The sequence below is a fragment of the Shinella sp. M31 genome, assembly GCF_049199205.1.
In the GTDB taxonomy this organism is placed as follows: domain Bacteria; phylum Pseudomonadota; class Alphaproteobacteria; order Rhizobiales; family Rhizobiaceae; genus Shinella.
In genome coordinates this window covers 15,601-31,313 of the sequence record NZ_JBLZPH010000088.1, presented here as the reverse complement: position 1 = coordinate 31,313, position 15,713 = coordinate 15,601, and the positions used below count along the sequence as shown (strand labels likewise).

13 protein-coding genes are annotated in these 15,713 nt (G+C 63.7%); 5 read left to right on the top strand and 8 right to left on the bottom strand.

The genetic code is table 11. From position 1 onward, the window contains the following. Positions 1-586: LysR family transcriptional regulator (locus ACOZKU_RS15275; RefSeq protein ID WP_421579580.1), on the bottom strand; the 586-nt coding region annotated here is incomplete at its 3' end. A 129-nt stretch (positions 587-715) separates the two neighbouring features. Here ACOZKU_RS15275 and ACOZKU_RS15270 point away from each other — a divergent pair. From ACOZKU_RS15270 to ACOZKU_RS15255, 4 genes are read left to right on the top strand one after another with little or no spacing between them, the layout of a single operon-like run. After that, complete coding sequence (locus ACOZKU_RS15270) at positions 716-3,166, top strand: GcvT family protein (RefSeq protein ID WP_421579579.1); 2,451 nt, start codon at positions 716-718, stop codon at positions 3,164-3,166. Next, a complete protein-coding gene (locus ACOZKU_RS15265) occupies positions 3,163-5,610 on the top strand; it encodes a GcvT family protein (protein ID WP_421579578.1) in 2,448 nt (815 codons plus the stop codon). Before ACOZKU_RS15270 ends, ACOZKU_RS15265 begins: the two co-directional genes overlap by 4 nt. Beyond that, positions 5,607-6,452, top strand: a complete 846-nt coding sequence (locus tag ACOZKU_RS15260) for an isocitrate lyase/PEP mutase family protein (protein ID WP_421579577.1) — start codon at positions 5,607-5,609, stop codon at positions 6,450-6,452. The genes ACOZKU_RS15265 and ACOZKU_RS15260 overlap by 4 nt, the downstream gene beginning before the upstream one ends. Further along, positions 6,445-7,986 carry a trimethylamine methyltransferase family protein gene (locus ACOZKU_RS15255; protein ID WP_421579576.1) on the top strand — a complete coding sequence of 514 codons (1,542 nt, stop codon included), beginning with the start codon at positions 6,445-6,447 and terminating at the stop codon, positions 7,984-7,986. Before ACOZKU_RS15260 ends, ACOZKU_RS15255 begins: the two co-directional genes overlap by 8 nt. Before the next feature lie 60 nt (positions 7,987-8,046). Here the strand turns inward: ACOZKU_RS15255 and ACOZKU_RS15250 are convergent, their stop codons facing one another. Beyond that, positions 8,047-8,493 (bottom strand): Lrp/AsnC family transcriptional regulator, encoded by a 447-nt coding sequence (locus ACOZKU_RS15250; RefSeq protein ID WP_421579575.1) that lies wholly within the window; start codon positions 8,491-8,493, stop codon positions 8,047-8,049. Between the two features lie 109 nt (positions 8,494-8,602). Here ACOZKU_RS15250 and ACOZKU_RS15245 point away from each other — a divergent pair, with 109 nt between their 5' ends. After that, entirely contained in the window at positions 8,603-9,163 is a 561-nt protein-coding gene (locus ACOZKU_RS15245) for a cysteine hydrolase family protein (RefSeq protein WP_421579574.1), read from the top strand. Here the strand turns inward: ACOZKU_RS15245 and ACOZKU_RS15240 are convergent. From ACOZKU_RS15240 to ACOZKU_RS15215, 6 genes are all read right to left on the bottom strand, one after another. Next, a complete protein-coding gene (locus ACOZKU_RS15240) occupies positions 9,160-9,675 on the bottom strand; it encodes a hypothetical protein (protein WP_421579573.1) in 516 nt (171 codons plus the stop codon). The genes ACOZKU_RS15245 and ACOZKU_RS15240 overlap by 4 nt on opposite strands. 59 nt (positions 9,676-9,734) lie before the next feature. Then, positions 9,735-10,838, bottom strand: coding sequence for an ABC transporter substrate-binding protein (locus ACOZKU_RS15235; RefSeq protein WP_421579582.1), 1,104 nt, complete (start codon positions 10,836-10,838; stop codon positions 9,735-9,737). Positions 10,839-10,856: 18 nt separating this feature from the next. Next, positions 10,857-11,519 (bottom strand): siderophore-iron reductase FhuF, encoded by a 663-nt coding sequence (fhuF, locus tag ACOZKU_RS15230; RefSeq protein WP_421579581.1) that lies wholly within the window; start codon positions 11,517-11,519, stop codon positions 10,857-10,859. 100 nt (positions 11,520-11,619) lie between these two features. Continuing rightward, complete coding sequence (locus ACOZKU_RS15225; RefSeq protein WP_421579572.1) at positions 11,620-13,797, bottom strand: TonB-dependent siderophore receptor; 2,178 nt, start codon at positions 13,795-13,797, stop codon at positions 11,620-11,622. A 141-nt stretch (positions 13,798-13,938) separates the two neighbouring features. Next, a complete protein-coding gene (locus ACOZKU_RS15220) occupies positions 13,939-14,112 on the bottom strand; it encodes a DUF1328 domain-containing protein (RefSeq protein WP_314085146.1) in 174 nt (57 codons plus the stop codon). 156 nt (positions 14,113-14,268) lie between these two features. Next, positions 14,269-15,696 carry a gamma-aminobutyraldehyde dehydrogenase gene (locus ACOZKU_RS15215; protein ID WP_314085144.1) on the bottom strand — a complete coding sequence of 476 codons (1,428 nt, stop codon included), beginning with the start codon at positions 15,694-15,696 and terminating at the stop codon, positions 14,269-14,271. Positions 15,697-15,713: the final 17 nt, after the last annotated feature.

The following is a 15,713-nucleotide window of genomic DNA, read 5'->3' as shown; positions in this document are numbered from 1 at the left end:
GGTGCAGCCGGTCGAAGGCGGGGGAATAGACGGCCTGGATATAGTCTTCGGGGCGCACATCCTCGATCCGGCTCACCTTGTTGCTCACCATCTCGTAATGCACGTCGCCGATGCGTTCGTAATGCAGGTCCGGCAGGTAATGCGGCGTGAAGAGGATGGCGAGATCGAGGTCGCCGGCGCCGAGATCGCGGTTCATCTGGTTGGAATAGTCGACCTCTAGGTAGATCGAGGTCGCAGGCAATTCCTTGCGCACGGCAGCCAGCCAGTCGCCGGCATAGTGGGCGGCGAGATCGTGTTGCAGGCCGATGCGCATGGATCGCTCGTAGGCGCCGGCCGTTTCCACCGCGCGCGTCGCCTCATGCCATTGATGTTGCAGGGCTTTCGCATGGTCGAGGAAGCGCAGGCCGGCGGCCGTCGGCTGGGTGCCGCCCTTGTTACGGGCGAAGAGTTTTCGGGCGAACAGCGCCTCCAGCGCATTGATGCGGTGCGTGACCGTCGATTGCGTGATGTTCAGCCGCTCCGCCGTCCGGTTGAAGTTGCGGGTTTCCATCAGGTCCAGGAATGTCTCAATCAGGATGATTTGCATGAATGCGCCGTGATTTGCCGAATGTTTGGTGGAACTGTAATCGGTATTATCGATTAATAAAGCGAAATCCGCCCGCTTGCCGGTTGCTGCTTTGATTGCCACAAATCCGGGGCAACGAAGGGGAAGAGAATGTCCGCACTGCCAAGCCATGCCCGCGTCGTCATCATCGGCGGAGGCGCCGTGGGCGCATCGGCGCTGTATCATCTGGCCAAAGCCGGCTGGACGGATTGTGTGCTGCTCGAAAAGAACGAGCTGACGGCCGGTTCCACCTGGCATGCCGCCGGCAACGTGCCGACCTTCTCGTCCTCCTGGTCGCTGATGAACATGCAGCGCTATTCGGCGTCGCTCTATCGCGAGCTCGGCGATCTCGTCGATTACCCCATGAACTACCATGTCACCGGCTCGATCCGCCTTGGCCACTCGAAGGAGCGGCTGCAGGAGTTCAAGCGCGTCGTCGGCATGGGGCGCTATCAGGGCATGGACCTCGATATCCTCTCGCCCGACGAGATGCGCTCGAAATACCCCTTCCTCGAAACGCATGACCTGACCGGTGCGCTCTACGATCCCTATGACGGCGATATCGACCCCGCGCAGCTGACGCAGGCGCTCGCCAAGGGCGCGCGAGACATGGGCGCGAAAATCTTCCGTTTCTGCCCGGCGACCGGCGCGCGCCGCGAGGGCGAGGAATGGGTGATCTCCACGCCGCAGGGCGAGATCCGCTGCGAGAAGGTGGTCAACGCAGCCGGCTATTATGCCCGGGAGGTCGGCAAGTGGTTCGGCCGCGAGGTGCCGATGATGGTGATGAGCCATCAATACATGCTGTTCGAGGAAATCCCGGAACTCGCCGCCTGGTCGCGCGAGGCGGGCCACAAGCTGCCGCTGCTGCGCGACGTCGATAGTTCCTATTATCTGCGCCAGGAAAAGACGGGCATGAACCTCGGTCCCTATGAGCGCAATTGCAAGGCGCACTGGGTGACGCCTGATGATCCGATGCCGGACGATTTCTCCTTCCAGCTTTTCCCCGACGATCTCGACCGCCTCGAGTGGTATCTCAACGACGCCGTCGAGCGCGTGCCGATTCTTGGCACCGCCGGCCTGTCGCGCATGATCAACGGCCCCATTCCCTATGCACCCGATGGTAACCCGCTCATCGGCCCGATGCCCGGCGTGCCGAACGCTTTCGAGGCCTGCGTCTTCACCTTCGGCATCTGCCAGGCAGGCGGCGCCGGCAAGGTGCTGGCCGAATGGGTGACGGAAGGCGAGACGGAGTGGGACATGTGGTCCTGCGATCCGCGCCGCTACACCAGCTTTGCCGCCGACAAGGACTATTGCGTCGCCAAGGGAATGGAAATCTACGGCCACGAATATGCCATGCATTTCCCAAAACACGCCTGGCCGGCCGGGCGCGACCGGAAGCTCTCGCCGATCCATGACCGCATCAAGGCGCTGGGTGCGCAGTTCAAGCCTTACAACGGCTGGGAGCGCGCCAATTGGTATGCCAAGCCGGGCGACGATCTCTCGGAACAATCGACGCAGACCTGGAACCGTGAAGGGCCGTGGCGGCCGCGCATCGAGGAGGAATGCTGCGCCGTCACCGAGGCCGCCGGCATCCTCGACCTTCCCGGCTTTTCGCGCTTCCGCGTGAAGGGCGAGGGGGCGACGGCATGGCTGTCCTCGCTGATCACCGGCAAGGTGCCGAAGCCCGGCCGTATCGGCCTGGCCTATTTCTCCGACGACAAGGGCCGCATCGTCACGGAAATGTCGGTCATGATGCTGGATGAAGATTTCTTCTTCCTCATCACCGCCGCGACGGCGCAGTGGCACGATTTCGAGTGGCTGCAAAAGCACCGGCCCAAGGGCGCCGCCTTCACCATCGACGATGTGACGGAAAGCTTCTCCTGCCAGATTCTGTCCGGTCCGAAGTCCCGCGCCATTCTCGCCGATGTCACCGATGCCGACCTCTCCAAGGGCTGGCTGACGCATCAGAGCTGCCAGATTGCCGGCCGCTGGTGCCAGCTGGTGCGTGTGTCCTTCGCTGGCGAGCTTGGCTGGGAAATCCACACGAAGGTCGAGGATACCGCCACGATTTTCGACGCCGTCTGGGCCGCCGGCCAGAAGCATGGCCTAAAACCCTTCGGCATGGAGGCTCTCGACAGCCTGCGCATCGAGAAGAGCTATCGCGCCTGGAAGGGCGATCTCTCGACCGACTACACGATCCTGCAAGGCGGCCTCGACCGCTTCGTCGATTGGGCCAAGCCCGACTTCAAGGGCAAGGCGGCGCTGGAGCGGGAGAAGCAGCAGGGCGTCACCAAGCGTTTCGTGACGCTGACGGTGGAGGCCGGTGACTGCGACGCGCCCTATATGTCGACGCTCTGGCATGGTGGCAAAGTGGTTGGCGAGACGACCTCGGGCAACTGGGGCTACCGCGTTGGCAAATCCATCGCGCTCGGCATGCTGCGGGCCGATCTCGCCCAGCCCGGCACGGAAATCGAGGTGGAAATCTACGGCGACCGTTTCAAGGCGACCGTCCAGCCGGACGGCCCGCTCTTCGACCCCAACAATGAAAGACTGCGCGCATGAGCAAACCCGTTCCCTCCAAGGCGAGAGCCGTCATCATCGGCGGCGGCGTCTCCGGCTGCTCGGTCGCCTATCATCTGGCCAAGCTCGGCTGGACGGATGTCGTGCTTCTGGAGCGCAAGCAACTGACGTCGGGCACGACATGGCATGCCGCCGGCCTGATCGGCCAGCTGCGCGCCTCGCAGAACATGACGCGGCTCGCCAAATATTCCGCCGATCTCTACACCAAGCTCGAAGCCGAGACCGGCATCGGCACCGGCATGCGCCAGTGCGGCTCAATGACCGTCGCGCTGACGGACGAGCGCAAGGAAGAAATCTATCGCCAAGCCTCGCTCGCCCGCGCCTTCGACGTCGATGTGCGCGAAATCTCCGTCGACGAGGTGAAGGCGATGTACCCGCACCTCAACACGGCGGATGTGAAGGCGGCGGTGCACCTGCCGCTCGACGGCCAGTGCGATCCGGCGAACATCGCGATGGCCTTGGCGAAGGGCGCGCGGCAGAACGGTGCGACCGTCATCGAGAATGTCAAGGTCACCTCCGTCGTCACTAGGGATGGCCGCGTGACGGGCGTCACCTGCGTGCAGAACGGCGAGACCTTCACCATCGAGACGGAGAATGTCGTCAACGCCGCCGGCATGTGGGGGCGCACGCTGGCCGATATGTCCGGCGTGACGCTGCCGCTGCATGCCTGCGAGCATTTCTACATCGTCACCGAGCCGATCCCGAACCTCCAGCGCCTGCCGGTACTGCGTGTGCCGGACGAGTGCACCTATTACAAGGAAGATGCCGGCAAGATGCTGATCGGCGCCTTCGAGCTGAAGGCCAAGCCCTGGGGCATGGACGGCATCTCGGAGGATTTCTGCTTCGACCAGCTGCCGGAGGATTTCGATCACTTCCAGCCGATCCTCGAAAACGCCATCAACCGCATGCCGATGCTGGAGACGGCCGGCATCCACACCTTCTTCAACGGTCCCGAGAGTTTTACGCCCGACGACCGCTACTATCTCGGCGAGGCGCCGCAGCTAAAAGGGTATTGGGTCGCCGCCGGCTACAATTCCATCGGCATCGTTTCCTCCGGCGGCGCCGGCATGGCGCTGGCTCAGTGGATGAACGACGGCGAGGCACCCTTCGATCTCTGGGAGGTCGATATCCGCCGTGCCCAGCCCTTCCAGAAGAACCGCAGCTATCTGAAGGACCGCGTCTCCGAAACGCTCGGCCTGCTCTATGCCGATCATTTCCCCTATCGCCAGATGGCAACGGCACGCGGCGTGCGCCGCTCGCCGCTGCATGAGCATCTGAAGGCGCGGGGCGCTGTCTTCGGCGAGGTGGCGGGCTGGGAGCGCGCCAACTGGTTTGCCAAAGAGGGTCAGGAGCGGGAATACCGCTATTCCTGGAAGCGGCAGAACTGGTTCGAGAACCAGAAGGCAGAACACCTCGCAATCCGCAACGGCGTCGGCCTGTTCGACATGACCTCCTTCGGCAAGATCCGCGTCGAGGGTCGCGATGCGCTGGCTTTCCTGCAAAAGCTCTGCGCCAATCAGATGGACGTCGCCCCCGGCAAGATCGTCTATACCCAAATGCTCAACGCCCGCGGCGGCATCGAGAGCGACCTCACGGTGACGCGGCTTGCCGAGACCTCGTTCTTCCTCGTCGTGCCCGGCGCGACGCTGCAGCGCGACCTCGCCTGGCTGCGCAAGCACCTGAAGGACGAGTTTGTCGTCATCACGGATGTGACGGCGGCCGAAAGCGTGCTTTGTGTCATGGGGCCGAAGGCGCGCGATCTCATGCAGAAGGTCAGCCCGAACGACTTTTCCAATGCGGCGCACCCCTTCGCATCGGCGCGGGAGATCGAGATCGGCATGGGGCTCGCCCGCGCGCACCGTGTCACCTATGTCGGCGAGCTGGGCTGGGAACTTTACGTCTCCACCGACCAGACGGCGCATGTGTTCGAGGCGCTGGAGGCAGCCGGTGCCGATGTTGGCCTGAAGCTCTGCGGCCTGCATACGCTGGACTCCTGCCGCATCGAAAAGGCCTTCCGCCATTTCGGCCACGATATCACCGACGAGGACCATGTGCTGGAAGCCGGCCTTGGCTTTGCCGTGCGCACAAGGAAGGGCGATTTCATCGGTCGCGACGCGGTGCTGCGCAAGGAAGAAGAGGGCCTGAAGCGCCGCATGGTGCAGTTCAGGCTCACGGATGCCGAGCCGCTGCTTTTCCACAACGAGGCGCTGGTGCGCGACGGCAAGATCGTCTCGACCATCACCTCGGGCAATTACGGCCACTTCCTCGGCGGCGCCATCGGCATGGGCTACGTGCCTTGCGAGGGTGAGAGCGAGGCGGATGTGCTGGCCTCGAGCTTTGAGGTCGAGATCGCCGGCACGCGGGTGAAGGCGGAAGCCTCGCTTGTGCCGATGTACGATCCGAAATCGGAGAGGGTGCGCGCATGACCAACCTTGCCGAACGCCACCGGCGTTTCCATGATCTGCACCAGTCGGGCTGCTTCGTCATCCCGAACCCCTGGGATATCGGCTCCGCCCGCATGATGGCGGCCTCGGGCGCCGTGGCGCTTGCCACCACCTCCGCCGGGTTCGCCTTCACGCTCGGCCGGCCGGATATGGGCCGGGTGACGCGCGAGGAATCGTTGAGGCACGCGGAATACATCGTGCGCGCCACGCCGCTTCCCGTCTCCGGCGATTTCGAAAACGGCTTTGCCGATGCGCCTGACGCTGTTGCCGAGACGGTCCGGCTTGCCGCCGAGGCGGGCCTGTCCGGCTGCTCGATCGAGGACACGCAGATGGTCGACGGCAATCCGGCCTATGCGTTCGACCTTGCCGTCGATCGCATCCGCGCGGCTGCCGACGCCGCGCGCTCGCTGGGCCGTCCTTTTGTTCTCTGCGCCCGCGCCGATGGCGTTATGAACGGCGTCTATGATCTCGACGAGGCCATCCGCCGTATCCAGGCCTTCGAGAAGGCCGGCGCCGATCTCGTCTATGTGCCGGTGCCGCCGGGCGAGGCGGAGTTGCGCCGCGTCGTGCAGTCAGTGTCGATACCGGTCAATGCGTTGGCCGCTGGGCCGCTGCGTCAACTCACCGTGCCTGAGCTCGCCGCCATCGGTGTGCGCCGCATTTCGCTCGGCTCGATGATCGCCCGCGTCACCCACGCGGCCATCGCCGAGCAGATGGACGCCATCGTCAAGGATGGCAGTTTCGCCAAATTGTCCGCCGCCGCGTCGGGGGACCTCATCAACAGAATGCTTGCCGCGGGAGCGGGGGAGACGGATCATGAGTGAAGCAGCGACCTTGTCCTCCCGCCGTGCCGGCGGCCGCGCCGCCCGCGTCGCCATGCGTGCCGCGCCGCTTGCGGAAAACGTTCGTCCCATCCGTCCGGGCCTGCCCGGCGGCCAGTACAGGCCGCTGACGGAGGCGAATGTGCGCCGCATCCACGAGGCGGCGCTCGATGCGCTCGAAAATATCGGCCTCGCCAACGCGCCGAAATCCGGCGTCGAGATCATGACCCGCGCCGGCGCCATTCTCGGCGAGGACGGGCGCCTGCGCTTCCCGCGCGCGCTGGTGGAGGACATGCTGGCTGTCGCCGCCCGCGATATCACGCTCCATGGCCGCGATCCGAAATACGATCTCGAACTGTCGGGCACCCGCGTCTATTACGGCACGGCGGGTGCTGCCGTGCATATCGTCGATGTCGAGAAGCGGGAATACCGCGAGTCGACCGCGAAGGACCTCTTCAACGCCGCCCAGCTCGTCCACCACCTCGACAACATCCATTTCTTCCAGCGTGCGATGGTCTGCCGCGACGTGGCCGACAATTTCCTGATGGATATCAACACGCTCTATGGCTGCTGCGCCGGCACCTCCAAGCATGTCGGCACCAGCTTCTCCGACCCCTCGCATGTCGAAGGCTGCTTCGACCTCATCCACATGATGGCGGGCGGTGAGGACAAGTGGCGGGCGCGGCCCTTCGTGTCGAACTCCAACTGCTTCGTCGTACCGCCGATGAAATTCGCGGAGGAGAGCTGCATCACCATGGAGGCCTGCATCCGGGCCGGCATGCCAATCCTCTTGCTTTCGGCGGGGCAGGCGGGCGCGACGGCGCCGGCGCCGCTTGCCACGGCCATCGTGCAGGCCGTCGCGGAGTGCCTGGCGGGCGTCGTCTACGTCAATGCCATGGCCCCCGGCCATCCGGCGATCTTCGGTACCTGGCCCTTCGTTTCGGACCTGCGCACCGGCGCCATGTCCGGCGGTTCGGGCGAGCAGGCGCTGCTGACGGCCGGTTGCGCGCAGATGCACCAGTTCTACGGCCTGCCGGGCGGTGCCGCCGCCGGCATCGCGGATTCGAAGCTGCCGGACATGCAGGCCGGCTGGGAACAGGCGATCTCCAACGTCATGGCGGGCCTGTCCGGCCTCAACATGGTCTACGAGTCGGTCGGCATGCATGCCTCGCTGCTCGGCTTCTGCCTGGAAAGCCTCGTGCTCGGCGACGACCTGCTCGGCCAGGTGCAGCGCTGCGTACGCGGCATCGACGTCACGGAAGACTCCGTTTCGCTGGAGACGATGCGCTCCGTCTGCCTCGATGGCCCCGGCCACTATCTCGGCGACCCGCAGACGCTCTCGCTGATGCAGACGGAATATGTCTATCCCGCCGTCGCCGACCGCACGAGCCCGAAGGAATGGGCCGAGATCGGGCGGCCGGATCTCGTGCAGAAGGCCATCGAGCGCAAGAACCGCATCCTCTCCGAGGCTGGCGGGCCGCTCTTCGACTTTGCGACGGACCAGGCGGTGCGCGAGAAATTCAAGATCTATTTCTGAACGGATGGATGAGCGCTTTCGTGCGTTGATTCACGGGAGCGCTGCATCCCTTTGTTTTGATTAGCCGACCCGGCGATCGAAATGGGTGCGTAGCGAGACATGGGTCTGCACGGTCGCGATGCCCGGCGTCGTCGCGATCTGGCGGCGCACCGTGTCGAGTTCGGCATTGGACGTGCATTCGACGAGCAGCATCAGGTCCGTCGGCCCGGCGAGCGACCAGCAGGTCACGACATGGGGGATGCCGGTGAGATGCGGCACGATATGGTCGCAGTTGCGACCCTGCTGGAAGCCGACGGCGATCAGCGCTTCCACGCCGGCGCGGTCTCGGTCGATGCCCAGCTTCACCGTATAACCGGCGATGACGCCCTTCGCCTCCAGACGCCGGATGCGCTCATGCACGGCGCTGCGCGAGAGGCCGGTGTGGCGGGCAAGCTCCACCAGGCTCTGGCGGGCATCGGCGCGAAGGGCGGCGATGAGCAACCTGTCCTTCTCATCAAGCTCGTTCATCCGGAAAAATCTCCTTCTGCCGGACGATCGTCCGGCACCCCGTCTCCTTGCTGCGCGAAACCGGACGAAAAAGCAACTATCCGTCAGGTATCGCTTCAAGGAGAAACCGATGCCGACACTACCGCACAATGCCGTCCTGATTCCGATCGACATGCAGCAGGCTTTCGATGCCGCGCCCTGGGCGTCGCGCTGGAACGACCGGCTGGACGAGAATGGCCTTGCGCTTCTCGCGGCCTGGCGCGGCGCCGGCCGGCCGATCATCCATGTCTGCCACGACAGCGCGGAGCCGAATTCCACTTTGCGCCCTGAAAACCCCGGCAATGCGCTGCGTCCCGGCTTCGAGCCGCAGGCGGATGAGCCGCTGGTGCGCAAGAGCGTCAACGCCGCCTTCATCGGCACGGATCTCGATCTGCGGCTGCGCCGTCTCGGCGTCGATACGGTCGTGCTGTTCGGCATTTCGACGGATATGTGCGTGTCGACCAGCGTGCGCGTCGGCGCCAATATGGGCTATCGGGTTCTGCTCGTGGAGGATGCCTGCGACTGCTTCGATTTGCCGGATGGCGGGGGCGGCACGATTGCGGCGCGCGATGTCCATCGCACCCATGTTGCGACCCTGCGGCACGAATTCGCCACGGTGCTCAAGACCGCCGACGTATTGGCTGCGCTTTAACGGGTGAGGGCGCGCACATCCCTGACACCGTAATCGAATTTCGGCGCGGTGATGGGTGTGAGGTCGCTGCCGGGGAAGACGGCGAAGGTCGAGAAATCGGCGCTTTCCCCCGGCAGCACGCGCAGCACGATCAGCGCATCGTCGCGACCGACCTCGCGGCAGGTTCCGGCCGGGCAGTCCGACAGCACCACGTCCAGGCGGAACGATTGCATCGGCACCGCGCTGTTGTTCGTCAGCTGGCCGGTGACGCGGTAGCTGGTCTTTGGCTGGCCGACGGTCGCCTGCATTTCGGAGAGCGTTATGGCATCGGCGGAGAGTGCAGGCGTTTCGGCGGTGGGGGTCGCGACCGTCCCGGACGGGCCGCGGTCCTCGACGAACCAGATCAGCAGCGCGGCGGCAAGGCCGATGGCCACGACGATGGTGAGGACGGGCTCGACCCAGCTCTGAAACCGCCGGAAGCGCAGTGCGAGATAAAGAATGGCCGCTGCCGCAACCGCAAATGCCCAGATCATTCAGGTCCTCCTGGGCATGGTATAGCCTGCACGGCGGACTGCCGAAAGGGTGGACCGGTTCAATTCGGCTTGAGCGCGATCCAGTAGGCGCCGTCGAAGGGAACGGCGGCGAACTTTTCGTTGATTTCCTTCAGCGTCGCATCGGGATCGACATCGGCGAAGATGTCCGGGCGCAGCCAGTGGGCGAAGGCTTCGGCGGCGAGAATGTTGAGCGGCACGGCGTTGAAGAAGTTCCAGAGGCCGTAGACGCGCTCCTCCTTCACGGCCTTGAGGCCTGATAGCATAGGGCCCTTCACGGCGCGGCCGAGCGTCTCGCGGGCTTCGGCCGGATCGACGCCCGGGCCGACGGAGAAGGTGCTGTAGGTGCCGCCGGGCGAGGCCGTGGCGATATAGACATCCGGCTCGGCCGCGACGATGAATTCCAGATTGACGATGCCGCCCTGCGCGGGCAGGCTTTCGGCGATGTTGCGGCTGCCGGTGATGGCGATGAACGCGCCGAGGCCGCCGGTGCCATAGGCGTAGCAGCACTTTTCCGGGTTCGGGAAAGCGTCCATCAGCACGCTCGGGCCGGGTTCGGGATGCTCGGCCACGCGGTCGCGGATGCGCTTGACGCGGGCGTCGTAGAAGTCGGCGAAGGCATTGGCCTGTTCCTCGCGGTTCAGCACCTTGCCGAGCAGGCGCATGTTGCCGGCTGTGTTTTTCAGCGCGTCGCTGTTGAAATCCACCACGACGACGGGAACGCCGGTCTGCTCGAGATAATCGATCGCCTGCCTGCCGAGTTCGGTTTCGGCCTGCCAGTTGGCGAGGATGGCGAGGTCGGCCTTCAGCGACAGGGTGGCCTCGAAGGACATGGTGACGCCGTCGCCGATGATCGGCACCTGCTCGATGGCGGGGAATTTGTCCTTGAAACGGGTATAGATTTCCGGGTTATCGCCCTTCATGTCGCCGGCCCAGCCGGCAAGCAGGCTGATCGGATCGGGATGGATCAGCGACAGCGCCACCAGATTGAAGCCGCTGCCGAGCAGGATTGCCTTCGGCTGCGCCGGGATGGTGACATCGCGGCCGAGCGCGTCCTTGACGGTCAGTGGATACTGCACTTCGGCCCGAAGAGGCAGGGCGACAACCAGCAGGAGGGCGGCGGCGAGGAAGGCGAAGAGGCGCATAGTCATTGCTTTCGGGGTTCAGGGCTTTCTGAGTTCGGGCAGGGCGCAGAGTTCACCGCAGCCCGGAATGCCCGGCAGCATGTAGCGCAGGCAGCAGACCTTTCGGCGACACTGCGTGACGCCGGCGTCGAGTTCGTGGCGCAGGCAGCCATAGAATGGATTACGGCTGCCATCGGAAAGCAGCGGGCAATCGAAGAGCGGGCGCGACGGCCAGGGATCGTCGCCCTCGGGCGGCGCGCGGTCCGTCACGTTGAAGGCATAGTCGATATAGACGGCCGCATTGTTCCAGGCGAGTTTCGGCGCGATGCCGGACTTTTCCTTGAGCAGCGCCACGGCGCGGGCGAGATGCGCATCGACCAGCGGCGTGATGAAACCGATGAGATCGTCGCCCTCGCTCCAGTCGCCCTCATGTGGCAGACCGAAGGCGCGCGGCAGGCCGTCCTCGCCGATGGCGATGGTCATCTGCTCGAAGGCGACCGGCAGCGTGCGCTCGGCCCGGCGGGCGATGATATAGGGGATGGTCAGGGTGGAGAAGTAATAAAGCGACCAGAAGGAGGCGGCCGCCCGCCGGTCGGCATTGCCATAGCCTGCGACGAAGCGGTCGAGCGTTTCGGAGAAGCCGCTTCCCGCCAGGAAATCGGCAAGCGGCATCGCGCCCTCGAGGTCCGACGAGAGCATCATCTTCTCGCCGCACCAGGCATGTTCGCCGGTAAACACCGCCCTCAGACCATCAGGCCTGAAGGCGGTTCCGCCGTCCTCTGTGGAAAGCGTCGTCAAGGGCTTACCACGAATATTTCAGGCTGCCGATGACCGTGCGGCCCTGGTCGCGGTAGCAATAGCCGGCCGAGCAAACAGAGTCCTGCCGGTTGAACAGGTTTGTCGCGTTGACCTGCAGCTTGAGGCCTTCGTAATCCTTGTCGATGGCCGCGAAATCGAAATCGATCGCGGCATCGACGAGGGCGCGTGCGCTGTTCTTGGTCGTGTTGTAGTCGCTGCCGTAGCTGGACCCAAGGAACCGCACACCCGCGCCGATACCAAGGCCGGCCATCGGGCCATCTTCAGGCAGGTCGTAGTGTGCCCAGAGCGAGGCCATATGGTTCGGTACGGAAGATACTTCGTTTCCGACCGTGCCGGTCGGCCCGTCGAGGATTTCGGTTTTCGTATAGGTATAGGATGCGATGAGCGACAGGCCGTTATCGAGCGAGGTGTTTGCTTCGAATTCGAAGCCGCGCGAGCGGATTTCGCCACGCTGCACCTGAGCATTGGTGACCGTACCGTCATCCAGCTCAACGACCTCGTAGTACAGGCTGTTTTTCTGGTCGATGTTGAACAGAGCGGCGGTCAGAAGCGTGTTGCTGTCGGGCAGCAGGTATTTCACGCCGATTTCCTGCTGTTTGCTTTCCGTCGGCTTGAAGGGATCACGCGTTTCGATGTTCACACCGCCGTTCGGGAAGAAGGCAGTCGAATAGCTGGCATAGGGCGTAATACCCCACGGGGTCTCATAGCTCACGCCGACGCGTCCGGTGAAAGCGCGATCGTTCTGCTTGGTCTTACCAACGGCTCCAGATGCGAGTTCGGTATCTTTCGTATCCGTCGACACCCAGTCATAACGACCGCCGAGAGTGAAGGTCAACGCGTCGTAGCGGATCTGGTCCTGCATGTAGAGACCGGTCACGAGTTGATCCTGAACGGTCTTGGTCTGGAAGGCGATCGGATCGACCGGGCGTCCCACGTTCGGATTGTCGGTGTCGATCGGCGGCGTTGCGCCATAACCGTTGAGTGATTTCCAGTAGACCTTGGTAATGTCGATACCTGTCAGCAACGTATGTTCGAACGCACCGGTCTCGAACTTCGCTTCAAGCTGGTTGTCGATCGTATAGGTGTTCAGCCATTCCTCGTAGGTTCCGGCGGTGCCTTCCAGAAGCGTCGGGTCCGTTGGATTGCGTTCGGAGGAGAATGCCCAGTCGGCGTCGATGTTCAGCCAGGAAGCGCGAGCGTTCTGGCGGAAGACGAAGACCTCGTTGAAACGGTGTTCGAACTCGTACCCGATGCGGCCCTGGTTCTGGATGGCCTCGTTGAAAGCCGGATTGCCGGCGAAGATATCGGTGACCTTGTCGGCCGCGCCGTCGTAGAAATATGCGGCGGTGCCGCCGGTCTCTGTTCGGGAATATTCGCCGAGGATCGTGAATTTGGTGTCCTCGTCCGGCTTCCAGGTGATGGCGGGTGCGATGTAGGCACGGTTGTCGGGAACGCCGACCTGTTCCGTGTCGGAATCGCGCAGCAGGCCGGTCAGACGGTAGTAGACGGGGTCTTCCTCATTGATCGGGCCGGAGAGATCGAACTGGCCCTGATAGCGGTCATGGCTGCCGTATTGTACCTCGACCTCGCGCAGAGCGTCTTCCGTCGGCCGCTTGCTGATGAGGTTGTAGAGACCACCGGCGCCTGCGGGCCCGTAGAGCGCGGAAGACGGGCCGCGCAGGATCGAAACGCCTTCGAGACCATAGGGTTCTGTCTTGAAAAGCGAGGAACCGAAACCGGGCTGGCGCAGGTTGTCGCGGAAGACGCTGGAATAGGTTACGTCGAAGCCGCGCAGCGTGAAGCTGTCGAAACGCGGGTCGAAGCCGTAGCCGCCGATGCGGGTGCCCGGTGTATAGGCGATGGTTTCGAGCAGGGTTTGCGGATTGCGGTCTTCCAACTGGTCCTTGGTGACCGACGAGATCGACTGGGGCGTCTGGACGAAGGGCGTGTCGGTCTTGGCGCCGGTCGCGCTGCTCTTGCCGACGTAACCATCCGCGGTGATGACGCCGCCGCTGCCGCCGTTGACCACGACCTCTTCGAGAACGGTTGCGCCGCTGTCGGCGGTGGCCGCTTGATCCTGGGCAGAAGCCATCGTGGCCAGCGTCAGGAGAGAAGTTCCGGCGAGTGCCAGCCGGAGCAGCGTGCGGGTGCGATTTTGCATGCAGGTCACTTTCTGATGGGACAGTCTATAAGGTGACTGTTTTTATCAGGATTCCGCGCGCTGCAATGTATTATATGACTGTTATAGTCATGATTTTGCCACTGTTGCGTGGGCGCAACAGTGGCTGAGGATGGACTGCACTCAGAAGGCGAGGCTGCCTGCGGTGAGTGCAAGCACCAGGAAGATCAGGAAGATGATGAGTGCGATCGCAAAGAGCACCTTGGAGATGGTGGCCGTGGCGGCGGAAACGCCGGAGAAGCCGAGGAAGCCGGTGATCAGTGAAATAACGAGAAAAATCAGTGCCCATTTTAGCATGGTCTTGCCTCCGAATTGATTGGAAACAAGACGCGTGAGCGGCAAAAAAGTTCCGGGGCGTGGAGGGCGCCCCGGAAGGTGGCCGCGCTTACACTGCGCAATCCCGAACGCAAAACCGCATTGCAGTTTCGCCGGACTTGCCTGGCGGCGGGAGGATCAGCCGTGATTGATCATGACGTGGCGTACGGCGGTGTAGTCCTCGAGCGCATAGATCGACATGTCCTTGCCGTAGCCCGATTGTTTGACACCGCCATGCGGCATTTCGGTGGTCAGCATGAAATGCGTGTTGATCCAGGTGCAGCCGTATTGCAGGCGCGAGGCCGCCTTCATCGCCTTGCCGATATCCTTCGTCCAGACGGAGGAGGCGAGGCCGTAGTCGCTGTCGTTGGCCCAGCCGATCGCCTGCTCGGCCTCGGAGAAGCGCGTGACGGAGACGACGGGGCCGAAGACCTCGCGGCGCACGATCTCGTCGTCCTGCGTCGCGCCGGCCACCACCGTCGGCTGGAAGAAGTAGCCCTCGTCGCTGCCGGTGCGGCCACCGGCGGTGATCTCGATATGCTTCACTTCCGCTGCACGTTCGACAAAGCTCGCGACGCGGTCGCGCTGGCGCTTGGAGATCAGCGGGCCGATCTCGTTCAGCGTGTCGTCGGGATCGTTGTACTTGATGGTGGAGACGGCCGCCGATAGATCGGCGACGAGCTTTTCGTAGATGCCGTCCTGCGCATAGATGCGGCAGGCGGCGGTGCAGTCCTGGCCGGCATTGTAATAGCCGAAGGCGCGAACGCCGGCGACGACGGCTTCGAGGTCGGCATCGTCGAAGACGACGACCGGGGCCTTGCCGCCGAGTTCCAGATGGGTGCGCTTGACGGTTTTCGCCGCAGCGGCGAGCACCTTCTTGCCGGTTGCCACATCGCCGGTGATCGAGACCATGTTGATCTTGGGATGGTTGATCAGCGCGTTGCCGACCGTCTCGCCACGGCCGAGCACGATATTGACGACGCCCTCGGGAAGAATGTCGGCGAGGAGCTTTGCCATCTTCAGCGCGGTCAACGGCGTCTGTTCGGAGGGCTTGAAGACGACGGTGTTGCCGCCGGCAATGGCGGGCGCGAGCTTCCAGGCCATCATCATCAGCGGATAGTTCCACGGTGCAATCGAACCGACGATGCCGATCGGGTCGCGGCGCACCATGGAGGTGAAGCCGGGCAGGTATTCGGCGGCCACCGGGGCATTCAGCGAGCGGATCGCGCCAGCGAAAAAGCGCCAGCAATCGACGATGGCGGGCAGTTCGTCATTGCGGGCGGAATTGATCGGCTTGCCGCAGTTGAGCGATTCAAGTGCTGCGAAGGCGTCAGCGTCCTTCTCGATGGCATCGGCGATTTTGAGGAGATAGCCGGAGCGCTCGGCGGGCGTCGTCGTCGCCCAGGAGACGAAGGCCCTTTCGGCGGCGTCGACGGCGGCATCGATCTGGCCATAAGACGCTTCGGGCAGGTCGACGATCTTGCCGCCGGTCTTCGGGTTGAGGATATGCTCTTCCGCCTCGGTGCCGGCTTCGAAACGCGCGCCGATCAGCATCTGGGTGTCCATGGACGTTCTCCCTATCG

Coding starts and splice junctions, on each gene's coding strand:
- ACOZKU_RS15265 (WP_421579578.1), top strand. CDS start 3,163: ATGAGCAAACCCGTTCCCTCCAAGGCGAGAGCCGTCATCATCGGCGGC.
- ACOZKU_RS15215 (WP_314085144.1), bottom strand. CDS start 15,696: ATGGACACCCAGATGCTGATCGGCGCGCGTTTCGAAGCCGGCACCGAG.
- ACOZKU_RS15260 (WP_421579577.1), top strand. CDS start 5,607: ATGACCAACCTTGCCGAACGCCACCGGCGTTTCCATGATCTGCACCAG.
- ACOZKU_RS15255 (WP_421579576.1), top strand. CDS start 6,445: ATGAGTGAAGCAGCGACCTTGTCCTCCCGCCGTGCCGGCGGCCGCGCC.
- ACOZKU_RS15240 (WP_421579573.1), bottom strand. CDS start 9,675: ATGATCTGGGCATTTGCGGTTGCGGCAGCGGCCATTCTTTATCTCGCA.
- ACOZKU_RS15225 (WP_421579572.1), bottom strand. CDS start 13,797: ATGCAAAATCGCACCCGCACGCTGCTCCGGCTGGCACTCGCCGGAACT.
- fhuF (WP_421579581.1), bottom strand. CDS start 11,519: ATGATGCTCTCGTCGGACCTCGAGGGCGCGATGCCGCTTGCCGATTTC.
- ACOZKU_RS15250 (WP_421579575.1), bottom strand. CDS start 8,493: ATGAACGAGCTTGATGAGAAGGACAGGTTGCTCATCGCCGCCCTTCGC.
- ACOZKU_RS15270 (WP_421579579.1), top strand. CDS start 716: ATGTCCGCACTGCCAAGCCATGCCCGCGTCGTCATCATCGGCGGAGGC.
- ACOZKU_RS15235 (WP_421579582.1), bottom strand. CDS start 10,838: ATGCGCCTCTTCGCCTTCCTCGCCGCCGCCCTCCTGCTGGTTGTCGCC.
- ACOZKU_RS15245 (WP_421579574.1), top strand. CDS start 8,603: ATGCCGACACTACCGCACAATGCCGTCCTGATTCCGATCGACATGCAG.
- ACOZKU_RS15220 (WP_314085146.1), bottom strand. CDS start 14,112: ATGCTAAAATGGGCACTGATTTTTCTCGTTATTTCACTGATCACCGGC.